The 14,431-nt window shown below is 66.6% G+C and carries 5 protein-coding genes and 2 pseudogenes; 2 read left to right on the forward strand and 5 right to left on the reverse strand.

Annotated elements, in window-relative coordinates:
• Window positions 1-228: 228 nt before the first annotated feature.
• From ASF61_RS12920 to ASF61_RS24090, 4 genes and pseudogenes are all read right to left on the reverse strand, one after another.
• Window positions 229-2,523 carry a DUF1565 domain-containing protein gene (locus ASF61_RS12920; RefSeq protein ID WP_056156400.1) on the reverse strand — a complete coding sequence of 765 codons (2,295 nt, stop codon included), beginning with the start codon at window positions 2,521-2,523 and terminating at the stop codon, window positions 229-231.
• Between the two features lie 204 nt (window positions 2,524-2,727).
• On the reverse strand, window positions 2,728-5,436 hold the full coding sequence (locus ASF61_RS24080) for a GNVR domain-containing protein (RefSeq protein WP_082491580.1): 2,709 nt from the start codon (window positions 5,434-5,436) through the stop codon (window positions 2,728-2,730).
• Between the two features lie 9 nt (window positions 5,437-5,445).
• A pseudogene (locus tag ASF61_RS24085) lies at window positions 5,446-5,940 on the reverse strand (SLBB domain-containing protein); the annotation flags it as partial.
• Window positions 5,941-6,216: 276 nt separating this feature from the next.
• Window positions 6,217-7,134: pseudogene (locus tag ASF61_RS24090) on the reverse strand (polysaccharide biosynthesis/export family protein); the annotation flags it as partial.
• 215 nt (window positions 7,135-7,349) lie between these two features.
• On the opposite strand from ASF61_RS24090, the gene ASF61_RS12935 reads away from it, so the two are divergent.
• Both ASF61_RS12935 and ASF61_RS12940 read left to right on the forward strand, forming a co-directional pair.
• On the forward strand, window positions 7,350-9,515 hold the full coding sequence (locus ASF61_RS12935) for a TonB-dependent siderophore receptor (protein ID WP_056156402.1): 2,166 nt from the start codon (window positions 7,350-7,352) through the stop codon (window positions 9,513-9,515).
• Between the two features lie 123 nt (window positions 9,516-9,638).
• Window positions 9,639-10,154, forward strand: coding sequence for a DUF4142 domain-containing protein (locus ASF61_RS12940; protein ID WP_056156404.1), 516 nt, complete (start codon window positions 9,639-9,641; stop codon window positions 10,152-10,154).
• 103 nt (window positions 10,155-10,257) lie between these two features.
• Here ASF61_RS12940 and ASF61_RS12945 read toward each other — a convergent pair whose 3' ends face one another.
• Complete coding sequence (locus ASF61_RS12945; RefSeq protein ID WP_056156407.1) at window positions 10,258-14,394, reverse strand: CheR family methyltransferase; 4,137 nt, start codon at window positions 14,392-14,394, stop codon at window positions 10,258-10,260.
• Window positions 14,395-14,431 lie beyond the last annotated feature (37 nt).

Consider the following 14,431-nt stretch of genomic DNA (forward strand, 5'->3'; position numbering starts at 1 on the left):
TGCAACTTCGTTCCTCACCTACGTCAGCGCCGGAGTAGGGACTGACTACGTCGCTCACCGACGCCGTGACGCCGGCGTCGCGCCTCGGCGCCAGCGCCAGCGGCACCGCGCGAAGCAGCCGGAGCGCCTTCGGAAACCGCCGCAGCCAGGCGCAGCGCCGGGGACTGCAGGAGCCGGCGGTGACACTCCTTAACGCTGCTGCGGGGTTTCGTCAGGCGCGCTTGCCGTCTACTGGTACGCGCCGATGGTCACGGGGGCAACCACCGGTTTGCCCTCGATATCGGTCGACGGTGCATGGTCGGTCGTGCCCTTGCCCTTTGCCGGCGACGACGACCGCAGGTGCAGGTCCGGCGTGCCGCTGCGCGTGTAGGAAACGAACTGCGGATCGGCCGACACCGTGCCCGTGGCCTGCAGACCGTTCTTCAGGCTGATGTTGTAGATGCTGTTCTGGTACACCAGGTTGTTGCGGTAGGTGTTATGGGTACCGGTCGAGCCCTGTTCGCTGATGCCGTAGCGGTTGTCATACACGATGTTGTTGACCACGTGCGTGTAATCGTTGGGGGCACTGCGGTGATAGAAGTCCCCCGCGCCCACCACGATGCCGGTGCCCGACGCCACTGCCGTGTTGTTGGCGATGATGACATTGGTCGCATCGTGCCACAGGTGGATCGCCGCCTCGGACACCCGGTACACCACATTGCCCACCACGCTGCCCGAGGTACTGACGTAGATGCCCTGGATGTATTTGCAGTTGGCCGGGCCGATATCGTGGACGACATTGTTGATCACATCGCCCTTCACACCGTTGTAATACGAGTCGACACCAATGGCGGAGGCGCCGCTGCCGTTGCATGCCAGGGTGTTGGCGATGTGATGCACGCGGTTGCCACGGATTACGTCGTACGAGCCGCCCGTGTACAGGCCGCTGCGCCACACGGTGCCGCCCTGCGGCTTGCTGCCGTCCACCTCGAAGCCGATGATATCGACATAGCTGCCCCGGTTGTCCCATGCGATGTTGTTGCTGGAACTGGCCGGCGGCACGATCTTGGCGCCCCACTTGGTGGTCGAGTAGTAATAGATGCGGCCGCTGGCCGTGCCGCTGGCCGTGGTCTTGAAGCCGCCGGCATAGGTGCCGGGTGCCACGTGCACCGTGGTGTTGGGCTTGGCCAGCGCTGATGCGCGGGCAATCGTGCGCAGCGGCGACCCCTGGGCCCCGGAATTGCTGTCGGACCCCGTGGTCGATACGTACAGATTGTTCGGCGTCGATGGCGCCGTGTCCGGCACAGGGTTGGGCGTCGGCGTGGGCCCGGGCGTGGCGCCGTTGAACTCGTACGCCCCCAGGTCGGGGCCGGCGCCGGCCGGTCGCGCTTTGCCGTTGAGATCGGTAGGTGGCGCTTCGCTTGCCAGGCCCTTGTCGATCGCCGGCGAGCTTGCCTGCAGCTGGTAGTCGCCGCCGCCGCTGCGCACATAATTGACGAACTGCGGCGCTGCTGCGATGGTGGCCACCGCAACACCCTTGATCAGCAAGTACGGGTAGGCCGTCTGTTGGTACATCAGGTTGTTGGTATATTTGTTGTTGCTGCCGACGTTGCCCTGCTCGACCACGCCATACTCGGTATCGACCACGATGTTGTTGGCCACCCGCGAATAATCGTTGACGCCGCTGGACGTATAGGGGTCGCCGCCGCCTACGACAATACCAGTTTGCGCGGCAAAAATGGTGTTGTGACTCACCGCCACCCGCGTCGCATCGTGCCATAGCTGCACACCGGCCTGCGAGACACCATAGATCAGGTTGTTCTTGACGTCGCTGTCGGCGCTGTTGACGAACACGCCGGACATGGTCTTGCAGCCTGACACGCCAATATCGTGCACCACATTGGCCAGCACATCGTTGCTGACGCCCTTGTAATAACTGTCGGCGCCGATGCCGCCGCCGGACACGCATCCGCCCTGGCCGATATGGTGGACATGGCTGTTACTTACCGTACCGAACGAGCCTGCCGTGTACAAGCCGACTGCCCAGCGCGTGCCGGCCTTGTGGTTGCTGCCATCGACCTCGAAGCCATCGATATCGACATAGCTGCCCCGGTTATCCCAGGCCACGGCATTGGCCGAGTTGGCTGGCGGCACGATGCGTGCGTTCCATTTGCTATCCGAGACGTAGCGGATGCGGGCCGTCGGCGTACCGCTGGCATTGGTGCGAAAGCCCCCTTCGTACACGCCCGGCGCCACGTGCACCACGGCACCGGGCGTTGCCGCCTGGGCCGCACGGGCGATGGTCCTGAACGGTTGGCCGCTGGTGCCGGGATTGCTGTCGGAACCCGTGGTCGCCACGTACAGCGCGCTTGCTGCCGCATCGTAGCCGGCCGCTTCATCCGACTGCTGGGTCGTGGCGGCCAGGGTGACGGCAGCAGGCTGGCCGGGGGCATCGCCCTGGCCGCCGCACGCGGACAGCAGCACCACGCAGGCAGCCGCGCCGGCGACACTGGTTTGAGACAGGTAGTTGACGGATAGTTTCATCAGCCGTTCCTCGCTTTTATCAAATGAATGAGCGAGGTTTGATCGGCGTCAAATTCTATAGTTCAATAATTTTCTCGAAAAATTCTAACGGGCTTTTTTTCAATCAGCACAGCGTGCCGAACGGAAATACCAAAGCAAGCAACCATGCGGCTTCCGGCACGGTAGCGATGCAGCGGCGCTGGTAAACATTTTTGTCGGGCGGGGTCAGACATCGTTGAACACCACGCCGCGCGGCGCGATGCCGGCGTGATTGAGGCGCTTGACCGCCGCGCCCAGCTGGGCTTCGGTCGTCACGCCGGCGCGCGCCACCACGAATACGGACCCGGCGCTGGCGCCCACGACGAGCGCATCGGCAACCGACAGCACCGGCGGCGCCGTCACCAGCACCACGTCGTACCGGTCGTTGAGCTGTGCCAGCAAGTCGTCAAACGATCTCGGCTGCAGCAGTTCGGTCTGGTACGGACCAGCGCCACCGGCGGCCATCAGGTCGAGGCGAGGCGCCACGCTGCTACGCAACGCCTGCTGCGGCTGCAGCACACCGGCCAGGCAGTCGGACAGCCCGGCAGCACGGTCGAGGCCGAAGTGTGCATGCAGCGTACCGTGCTGCAGGTCGGCATCGACAAGCAGCGTGCGCTGACCGCCGGCAGCGAGCAGCAGCGCCAGGTTGACCGAAACAAACGTCACGCCGACCCCGCGCGTGGGACCCATGCAACAGACGATGTTGTTACGACTGTGCGGCAACACGAATTGCAAGGTGGCGCGAAACGCCCGCAGGTTGTCGATCGCCACGTCGCCAGGAACCTGCCGGGCCAGCAGCAGCGCGGCCGACGACTGTTGATGGTACGGCCACCGCTGAAACTGCTGCTCCTGCTCCTGCTCCTGTGGTTGCTGTGGTTGCTGTGGTTGCTGTGGTTGCTGTGGTTGCTGTGGTTGCTGTGGTTGCTGTGGTTGCTGTGGTTGCTGTGGTTGCTGCGGTTGCTCAGAGCACCGAGCCTGCGCCGATTGCTGTGGCGCCTGTGGCGGCGCCACTGGCCGCGGAGACTGCAAGCCTTCCGATTGCTCACGACGCTGCGGCGGCGAGAGCTGCAGTTGATACGCGTGCTGCCCGGCCTGGCGACTGCGACTGTCGGTGCGTGCGCGGCGCGCCTGTCGGTGCAGCCGGTCCTGGCTGCGGCTGTGCGCGATCGTGGCATGCACGGTGTTCGGTCCCAGCAGTGCCTCGATGCGTTCGGCAGCGTCGATTCCGCCGCGCACGGCACGCCAGAACAGCGCCAGCAGCACGCCGAGAAATACCCCGCTGAGCAGCCCCAGCATCACGATCAGCGGTCGGTTGGGCTTGAGCGCGCTTTCGGGCAGGACCGGCATATCGACCATGCGCACGGTCCCGATACTGCCGACCGCCATCAGCCGCAACTGCTGTGCCGTGTTCAGCAGTTCCGTGTACAGGTTGCCGGACACCTTGACGTCGCGTTCGAGCCGCACCTGTTCCTGCTCGATGCGCGGCAGGCGTTTGATGCGTGCTTCCAGCGCCGCGATGTCGCGGTCATTTTCCCGCATTTGCTGCGCGACCGCCTGCACGACCGGGTGTTCGTCGGTAAAGCGGCCCAGCAATTCGGCGCGCCGCTGCACCAGCGTGCTGCGCCGTGCCTGCGCAGCTGCCAGCGTGTCGAGTGCGATGCGCACTTCCTGACCGAGGTCGATGGTGTCGTGGCCGCTGCGAAAGCCGTTATAGCTGGCCTCGGCCGCTTCCAGCTGCTGCTTGGCCACCGGCAGCTGGCGGTCGAGAAAGGCCAGCGTCTTGAGCGCTTCCTCGGTGCGGCGTGCCAGGTTTTGCCGCATATACTCGCGGCCGATTTCGGTCAGGGTGGCGTACACCTGCTGCGGATCGCCGCCCTGCAAGGTGACCGCAATAATGCCCGACAGCTTGCCCTGTTCCGTGATCTGCAGCGCGCGCTGCACGCTTTCGAGCGCGGCCAGCCGCGACACCCGGCGCAGCGTGTAGCGCGTGCCGGCAGCACCGCGCAGCTGCGTCACCAGCAGCACCACGGTTTCAGGCGCTGCAGCGTGCGCCTGTCCTGACCCAGGCTCTGCCGCTGCAAGCATGGTATCCGGCGCAGAAGGAGCGGCAACCGTGCCGTCGCCGCCTGGCGCCACGCGCTGACCGCGTGTCGCCGCGGCAGATGGCGCGCCTGGCTGTACAGCCGCTGGCAGCGCAGGCAGCTCCAGCCGCGCCGGTTCCCCTACCCGGCCTTCGAGCAGCGGGCGGCCGCTCGCGTCTGACAGGCGCCAGCGGTCGTCACCGAGCGCCGTCAACCGGAATTGGCGCCCATACCAGCGCTCCGGCACCTCGAACACGGCGACCTCGATCTTTTCTGCGCCCCATGCATAGCCGCCGCGTCCGCGCAGCCACGGCGCCGCAACCTGGTCGCCGCGACGCTGCGCGATCCATTCGCCCCCGAGCGGAAAATAGCGCGGCCGGGCATCGATGTACAGACGCAGCGTATCGACTGCCGGCGCGACCACCAGGCGCGAGCGCAGCAGCTCCATTTCGGCGATTGCCGCCTTCTTGGTTTCGAACAGCGACGATACATCGTTGAGAATGTTCTTCGACGCGTTGGGCTGTTCCTCTTCCACGTGCAGCAACATATTGGCCTGGTAGACGGGTGCGGCCACCAGCGCATAACCGAGCGCGACGAAGGTACACAAGCCAGCGACTGCGACGATCAGCCAGCGCCGCGCAGCCAGCGCGCGCCACCAGGCGCGCCAGGCCAGCATGGTCGGATCGACCGGGGCGGCCGGCGCCGGGTATGCGATCAGCGGAGGCAGCCTGGCCGTGCCCTCTCGCGGGTGCGGCATGCTTGAGCGACGGAGTTCGTCCGCTGCCTCGCTCGCGCTGTTGCGTGGTGCGTCCATTTGCGCCTCCTATGGCCGGGTCGTCACGCCGACGGCGGACGACAGCTCGCCCGGGAACAGCTGGCTGATGGCGCGGTGCCAGTTGGTCAGCGTGGAGGCGGCGACATACACCACGTCGCGCGGCTGCAGCTCGAACTGCTCGGCCAGGGCCAGGGCACTGGCCGAGCGGGCATCGAGCCAATAGACCAGCGGGCTGCGTGACGACGCTGCCGACGCAGGCGATGCGGGTGCCGATACGGGGGCCGATGCGCCAGGCGTGACAGATGCTGACGCCGACGACGACATGTCTTCGCGCGCACCGCCGTCCGGGCGCGAGCGGCGCACCACGTACACCTGGCTGGCATCTGCGGTTTGCGGATTGAGCCCGCCAACCTCGCCCAGCGCTTCACCGAGCGTCAGGCGGCCGTCGTGCATGGGAAGCGCGCGCGGCGATAACACTTCGCCGCCCACGAACACCTTGCTCTCGTCCCTGGGCGGCGCCCGCACCACGTCGCCGTCCGCCAGCAGCATGGTCGCCGACACCGCATGGTCGGCACCGCTGCCCGAGTGCCCGGGCGCTGCAGGCGCGGTCTTCGGCCACGCCGAAGGCGCCGGTGCCGATGAACGAGCCGGTGCCGATGTCGCTGGATGCGTGGCTGCGGTGGCCTCTCTACCTGTGCGGGCAGTCATCGCTGCAGAATTTACCAAAGGTGTCGTTGCGGACATCGCCGCAGGCACGTCCACAAGCGCCGCGGCCGATGGCGCGTCCGGGGTCGCTGCAGCTGCGCCTGCCAGCAGATCGATGCGGTACCGGCGCCCGGCGCGCTCGACCGTGATGCGGCTCTGGTCTGCGGTGGGCAGCAGGCCGCCGGCGCGGTTCAGCGCCTCGCGCAGCGTCATCGGGATATCGTTGATTGCCTGTGGCCCCGGCATGCGCACCTGGCCATCGACATAGACGCGCTGGCTACGGTAAGCCATCACGGCGAGCGTGACGCGCGGCGTGCGGAAATAGCGCGCCAGCCGCTGCGCCAGGCGGTCGCGCGCCGCTTCGCGCGTGAGTCCGGCCAGCGGCACGGCGCCGGCAAACGGGAAATGCAGATTGCCCTGCTGGTCGATCACGAAGGTGGCCGGCGGCGGACCGACCTGGCCATCAACATTGTCTGAGCGGGACGGCAAGCCGGGGCCGGTCAGTTCCGGGTGGTCCCACACGGTAATGGCCAGCACATCGCCGACGCCGAGCCGGTAAGCAAGGGCGCTGTCACCATCGGCGTCACCCGTCGGCGCCGGCACTGCCTGCGTCGCCAGCGTTTGCGTCCCGATGGCGGCAGCACGCAGCGTAGCGTCGTGGGCGCTGTTCGCCGGTGCGACTGCCGGTACGGTTCCGGGTGCCAGTATGGTTCGGGGTGCCGATGCGACTGCCGGTACCGTTCCAGGTGCCGATGCGACTGCCGGTACGGTTCCGGGTGTCAATGCCGTTGGTGCGAGTGCCGGTCCGGGCACGGGGCCGTCCGCGGCTGCAGCGCCACTGCCGGCGCCGGCCACGATCACGCTCTGCGCTCCCCCGCTAGCGCCTGCCCCATCCAGCAGGCGGCGCTGCGCGTCCAGCCACTGCGCCGTGATCGGTATCACCTGCGCGTCGCCGGGCGCCGGGGCGCGGTGCGAGGTGGCGCTGCAAGCGGCCACGCAACAGGACAACACTGCATACAGGAATCTTCTCATCGCCGCCTCCGGAACCAACAACCAGCGTAGTGGCCGCGTGGCGGCGTGACCTTGTGCGGCATCAATCGTCACCCGGCGGCGGCATCCGGCCCTGGCTTGCGCGGCAACGACACAATGCCGGGCAAGCGCAGTCAGTCCCCCTGCCAATATTGCAATTGCCAGCTGATCACCCTATAATGCGAATGATTCTTATTTAAATATCTTCTGGAGCATGCATGACCCGTCATTTCCCCAAGCGCCCGCTGCTGCTGGCCCTGTCGCTGACCTATGCGGCCCACGCCGCCGCAACGCCTGCCGCAACCCCGGCTGGTATGGCCGAGGCAGCTGAAAACGCCAGCGCGGTGGACACCGCCGAAGTCCGTCACAGCGACAGCGTCATGCCCGTGGTGACGGTCACCGGGGCCGCTGTGGCGACCGATGACTACACTGCCCGCTCCAGCAAGTCGGCCAGCCGGCTCGACCTCTCGCTGCGCGAGACGCCGCAATCGGTTTCGGTGGTCACGCGCGCGCTGATGGACGACTTCCAGCTCACCACCATCAACGACGTGCTGGGCGCCACCACCGGCGTCACCGTCGAAAAAGTGGAAACCAGCCGCACCTATTTCACCTCGCGCGGGTTCGACATCGTCAACTTCCAGTACGACGGCGTGGGCTTGCCGCAGGTGTTCGGCAATCTGCAGGGCGATATCGATACGGCGCTGTACGACCGCATCGACATCGTGCGCGGCGCCAATGGCCTGATGACGTCCACCGGCAACCCTTCCGCCACCGTCAACTTCGTCCGCAAGCGTCCCACCGCGCAGACGGCAGCCAGCGCCAGCGTCACGCTCGGTTCCTGGAATACGCGCCGCGTGGAAGGCGATGTCACCAGCAAGCTCAACGAGAGCGGCAGTGTCACCGGCCGCGCCGTGCTGGTGCACCAGGATGGCGATTCCTATCTCGACCGCTACCAGCCGAAACGCGACATCGCTTACGCCGTGGTCGACGCTCGTCTCGGCGACGCCACCGAGCTCACCGTCGGCCACACCTACGAGGCCGGCCGCAACAAGGGCGTGATGTGGGGTGCGCTGCCGCTGTACTACACGGACGGCACGGCCACCAGCTATCCGCGCAGCACCAACACCGCTGCCGACTGGTCGCGCTGGGACACCACCAACAACAGCACCTTCGCCGAACTGCGCCATCAGCTGGGCCAGGGCTGGCAGGTACTGGCGACCGCCAATTATCTGACCGAAAAATCGGATTCCACGCTGCAGTACGTCTACGGCACGCCGGACCGCACCACCGGCCTGGGCTTGCTGGCCTATCCATCCAAATATGCGTCCAGCCATACCCAGAGCCTGGTCGATGTGGCAGTGGACGGCAAATTCGCCCTCGGCGGTCGCGCGCATGACCTGAGTTTCGGCTACAACTGGTCCAAGTCGCGCCTGACCGACCAGTCGCTGTATGGTCGCGGCATCGGCGACTCCCTGCCCGGCAATACGGCCTTCGACGGCAGTTTCCCGCTGCCACTGTTCGACGCCTCCACCGACGGCAGCCGCTATCAGGACCGCCGCAGCAGCGTGTTTGCCGCCACCCGCCTCAACCTGGCCGACGACTGGAAGCTGTTGGCCGGCCTGAACCACACACGGGCGCGCGGCGACGGCTTCTCCTATGGCGCCAGCCGGGCCCGGTCAGCCACCAGGACCACGCCGTATGTGGGCGTGGTCTATGACATCAACCCGTCGCTGTCGGCTTACGCCAGCCACACGCAGATCTTCAATCCGCAAACCGAGACCGACGCCAGCGGCGCAACGCTGGCGCCGATCGAAGGCCGGACCACCGAGGCCGGCCTGAAGAGCGCGCTGTTCGATGGCCGACTCAACCTGTCGGGCGCGGTGTTCAACACCCGGCAGGACAATACTGCCGAGACCGCAGGCTTCGTCGGCGGCAAGACCATCTATCGCGCTATCAATGCCGAGTCGCAAGGCGTCGAACTGGAAGCGTCGGGCCAGCTCGCGCGCGGCTGGCAAGCGAGCGCCGGCGTGACCAGCCTGGCCATCCATGGCGATCGCGGCGAACAGGCCAAGCCCTATATTCCGCGCACGTCGGTGCGGGCAAACACCACGTATACCGTGGCCGGCCTGCCTGCACTCAAGGTTGGCGGCTCGCTGCGCTGGCAGAGCAAATCGTCGGTGGACCAGGGCGCGGGCATTACCACCACCCAGAGCAGCTACGCGGTACTGGGGCTGATGGCGCGCTACGCGTTCGATCGTCACCTGAGCCTGGCCATCAACCTCAACAACGTCACCGACAAGAAATACCTGACCAGCTTATACTGGACCCAGAGCTACTACGCTGCGCCTCGCAACGGCAGCGCGACCCTGACCTGGACCTATTGAAGCGCCGGGCGCCGGGCGCCCGGTAGGCCTTATCGGTGACATGGCGCACAGAGCCAGCGGGACTTGGGCAGCAGACTGGCGGTTGGCAGTGCGCCGCGCTGCTCCCCTACCAGGAGACACCCGATGAAAACCACCCGCTTGCTTGCCGCCCTGTCGATCGCCTTTGCCGCCGCCGGCATGGCGTCCGCCCAGACTGCCACCGTTGCCAAGGCCGATGCCGACCGCCTGGTGGCCATTGCCCAAGCCAACATGGCCGAGGTCGCTGCAGGAAAAATCGCGGTCGAGAAATCGACCAATCCCGAGGTCAAGGCCTTCGCCCAGAAGATGATCGACGATCACACGACCGGTCTCGATGAAACCAAGAAGGTCGCGCAAGCCAAAAACGTCACGCTGCCCGACGCGCCCGACGCCGCCCACCAGAAAATGGCTGCCGACCTGCAAAAGCTGTCCGGCGCCGCCTTCGACAAGGCCTACATCCGCCAGGGCGGCGTGGCCGACCACGCCAAGGTCCACGCTGCGCTCAAAAAAGACATGACCAGCGCCAAGGATGCCGATATCAAGGCGCTCGCCGCCAAGCTCGAGCCGATCGTTGCCGAACACGGCGCGATGGCCAAAAAGGTCCAGGGCGCGCTGAAATAAGCCGCAGCATTTAAGCCGCAGCCGCTCCTGCCATGCCGGTGTGCCAGGCACCGGCTGGCCCTGGCAGCCGACCGCAACGCCGGCATCTGCATACGCCCCCTTTTCAGCCCGGTTCGGAGCGTCCCAGCAGGCGCCGCGCCACGGCCTCGACCTGGTCGATTTCCACCGGCTTGTTGACGTGGCTGTCGAAACCGGCTGCCAGCGCGCGCTCGATGTCCGCCTTGCGCCCGTAGCCGGTAACCGCAATGGCAGGCACGGCAGCGTTACGGGCGCCGGTGCGCACGGCGTCGATGAATGCCAGCCCATCCATCTCCGGCATGCCGATGTCGGAAATCAGCAAGTCGAAATCGTCGCTTGCCAGCAGCTCCAGCGCACGCTGCGGCGACGTGGTGCCGGAGACGGCTGCGCCGGTAAATCCCAATAGCTGGCTGAACGCTTCCATCACATCCTCGCTGTCGTCCACCAGCAGCACCCGCACGCCATCGAGCGCAGAAGCGCCCGCCTGTGACGCCGGCAGTTCGCGTACCTGCTGGCGGCCGTCCAGCGGCAGCCGCACCGTGAAGCTGGCGCCGTGACCGCTGCCGTGCGACGCCGCCTGCACGCTGCCGTTATGCAGCTCGACGATCTGGCGCACCATCGCCAGGCCGATCCCCAGGCCCTTGGTGCCGCGCACGATGCTGGGCGAACCCTGGCCGAACATGTCGAAAATGGTTGGCAGGAACTCGGCCGCAATGCCCTGGCTGTTGTCACGGACGTCGAGCCTGGCCCACTGGCCGTCGCGCTCGAGCACCACTTCGATGGTGCCGCCCGCCGGCGTGAACTTGATGGCGTTGTTGAGCAGGTTCCAGATCACCTGCTCGATCCGGGTCTGGTCCGCGTACAGCCGCAGCGGTTCGTCCGGTTCGCTGTAATCGATACGCACGTTGGTGGCGGCAGGATCGGCGCGCACCATGTCCACGATGCTGCGCGTCATCACGTTGAGGTCGATCGGGCGCCGGTTGATCGCCATCTTGCCGGTCTTCAGACGCGACAGGTCCAGCAGGTCGTTGATGATTTTGGCCTGGCTGACGGTGGAGGCGCGGATCGTTTCGGCCGCCTTGCCCAGCACCAGGTTGTCCTGCGAGGCAGCCATCCGGCAGATCAGGTCGGCATTCAGGTGGATCAGGTTGAGCGGATGCTTGAGCTCGTGCGACATCACGGCCAGGAACTCGTCCTTGAGCGCGTTGGCGGTCTGCGCCTCGGCCCGGCGGTCGCGCTCGAGCGCCAGCTGTTCGGCGCGCCGCTGCTCGTGCTGGACGCGCCCGGTGAGGTCGCGCCCGATCTTGGCATAGCCGACGAACGCGCCATCGGCCAGCGGCGTCATCACGCCGCTGCAAAAGAAGCGCGTGCCGTCCTGGCGCAGGTGCCAGCGCTCGTCTTCGGCGCGCCCTTCCTCGCGGGCGCGGCGCTTTTCATCGTCGGGCACGCCGGCGGCGCGGTCCTCGGGCGTAAAGATGATGCTGTCGTCGCGGCCCAGGATGTCCTGTTCGGCATAGCCGAACATGCGTTCGGCGCCGCTGTTGAAGCTGGTGATGCGGCCGTCGCGGTCGAGCGTCATGATGGCGTAGTCGCGGGTACTGGCCGCCACCAGCCGCATGCGTTCCTCGTTGCGCCGCATCTGCTCCTCGGCGCGGCGGCGGCTGCTGATGTCGATAAAGGTCAGCACGGCGCCGTCGATGCGGTCCTGGCCGGTGCGGTAAGGCAGGATGCGGGAAATGAACCAGCGCCCGTCTTCGCTGCTCACCTCGCGCTCGACCACGCGCAGGCTCTCGAACGAATCGGTGGCGTCCGCCGCCAGGTCCGGATAGTCGAGCTGGTGGGTGATGTCGCGCAGCGGCCGGCCGACGTCGCCCGGGATCAGGTTGAACAGCGTGGCCGCGTGCGGTGTGTAGCGCTTGATGCGGCGGCTGCGGTCGACAAAGATGGTGGCGATATCGGTCGATGCGATCAGGTTCTGCAGGTCGTCGTTGATCTTGCCTGCTTCCTCGACCTTGTTTTTCAGTTCGTAGTTGACGGTGGCCAGTTCTTCATTCACCGATTGCAGTTCCTCCTTGCTGGTTTCCAGTTCCTCGGTGGCCGAGCGCAGTTCTTCGTTCATGGCCTGCAGCTCTTCGTTCGAGGCGCGCAGTTCCTCGTTCGACGTTTCGCTGTGCTCGATGGTGTCCTGCAGCTGGGCCCGCGTGCGGTGCAGCTCCTGCTCCAGGCCCGACAGCACCGCTTCCTGCACCTGGCCGTCCGTTGTCGGCACCTGGCCGTCGGTGGTCTGCTCGGCCTTGTGAAACAGCACCAGCATGAAATCGGCGCTGGCGTTGACGTCGAATACGGGCCGCACGACGATATTCACGTAGAACAGCCGGTCGCCGCGCTGCAGGGCGACGCGGCGCGTCTCCACGCTCTTGCCGGTCTGAACCGCCTGCAGCAGGGCGGCACGCAGTTCGAGCCGCAACTCCGGCTCCGCCAGCGTTACCAGGTTGCGCGACGGCTCGCCCGCCGCGTAATGCAGAAACTGCTGCGTGCCTTCCGACAGGTGGACAATATTGGCGTCCAGGTCGATCAGTGCACTGGGCGGCGCGTAATCGGCCAGCAGGCGCTGGTGCACCGCTGCGTAGGAGAAACCCACCTTGCCCAAGGTGGCCGCATTGGCTGCCGGCGGCCGCGGCACTGCCGCCACCGCCATCGGAATGGTGCCGCGCGCGCGACCGAAGCGCGGCGCCGGCCGGGCCCGGTACACGCGGTATTTCTTATCGACGGGGACGAAATAATCGGCCAGTGTCTCGGCCGACTCGGAACCACCGAGGAACAGGTAGCCGCCCGGCTTGAGCGCGAAATGAAACATTTCAAGCAGCTGGGCGTGCGCCTCGCGGTTCAGGTAGATCAGCAGGTTGCGACAGCAGATCAGGTCGAGCCGCGAGAATGGCGGGTCGCGCAGCACGTTGTGGTTGGCGAACAGGATGGTCTCGCGCAGCGTCTTGCGGATGCGGTAGCGGCCATCCTCGCGGGTAAAGTGGCGCGCCAGGCGTGCCGCGCCCACGTCGTCGGCGATGCTGGGCGGATACACGCCGGCGCGCGCGGCAGCGATGGCGCGCGCATCGATGTCGGAGCCGAACAGCTGGAACTGGTATCCGACGTTGGCGCTCTCCGCGTGCTCGGCCAGCAGCATCGCCAGCGTATAGGTTTCCTGGCCGGTGGAACAGCCGAGGCTCCATACGCGCACCAGGTCCTCGGCATCGCGGTCGCGGAACAGCTGCGGCACCACCTCGCGCGCCAGCACATCGAACGCCTCGGGGTCGCGGAAGAACTGGGTGACGCCGATCAGCATATCGGCCAGCAAGGCGTGGCTTTCGGCAGCGTCGTCGCGCAGCAGGTCGCGGTACGCGTGCAGCGTGTGCACCTCGCGCACCTGCAGGCGGCGCTCGATGCGCCGCAGCACGGTGGCCTGCTTGTACTGCCGGAAATCGTGGCCGGTACGGCCGTGCAGCAGCACCAGGATGTCGCGCAGCAGATAATCGGGGTCCAGGTCGGCAGAGGCAACCTTGGCGCCGTCGGTGGCACCGGGCGGCAGTTCGATGTCGCGGGCGTTGCGCCACAGGTCGCCCAGCTTGGCCGGCATCTGCGCTACCGGCAGCACGAAGTCGGCCACGCCGGAATCGATGGCCGCGCGCGGCATGCCGGCGTGCAGCGCTTCCTCGGGGTCCTGCACCAGCACCACCCCGCCCTGGTCCTTGACCAGCGACAGGCTGCCGGCGCCGTCCACGCCGGTGCCGCTGAGAATGACGGCAGCCGCCAGCGGTCCGTGCGCCAGCGCCAGCGTGCGCATGAACTGGTCGATCGCCACCGGCGGCCCGCCGGCCTCGCGCTCGAGCAAGCGCAAATAGCCGTCGTTCATTTCCAGGATGCGGCTCGGCGAAATGATATACACGGTATTCTGTTCCACGTGCAGGGGCCGGTCGACCACCATCACCGGCATGTCCGTTGCCCGCTGCAGCTCGGCATCGGCATCGCTTTCGTGGACCGGGGACAGGTGCATGACCACCACGTAGGCGGCGCCGCTGTCGGCAGCGGTGTGGCGGAAGAATTCGCGCAGCGCCTCGAGCCCGCCAGCGGAAGCGCCGATGCCGACCACCGGGAACTGCCGGGCGCTGCGCATCACCTGGACCTGCGCAGCGAGGGCGTGCTGCTGGGATTGATCGGGCTGGGCCATGGCTTAGGCTCCGATAAGGGAAAAAAGAGATCAATTT

Source organism: Duganella sp. Leaf126, assembly GCF_001423125.1.
GTDB lineage: Bacteria > Pseudomonadota > Gammaproteobacteria > Burkholderiales > Burkholderiaceae_D > Rugamonas.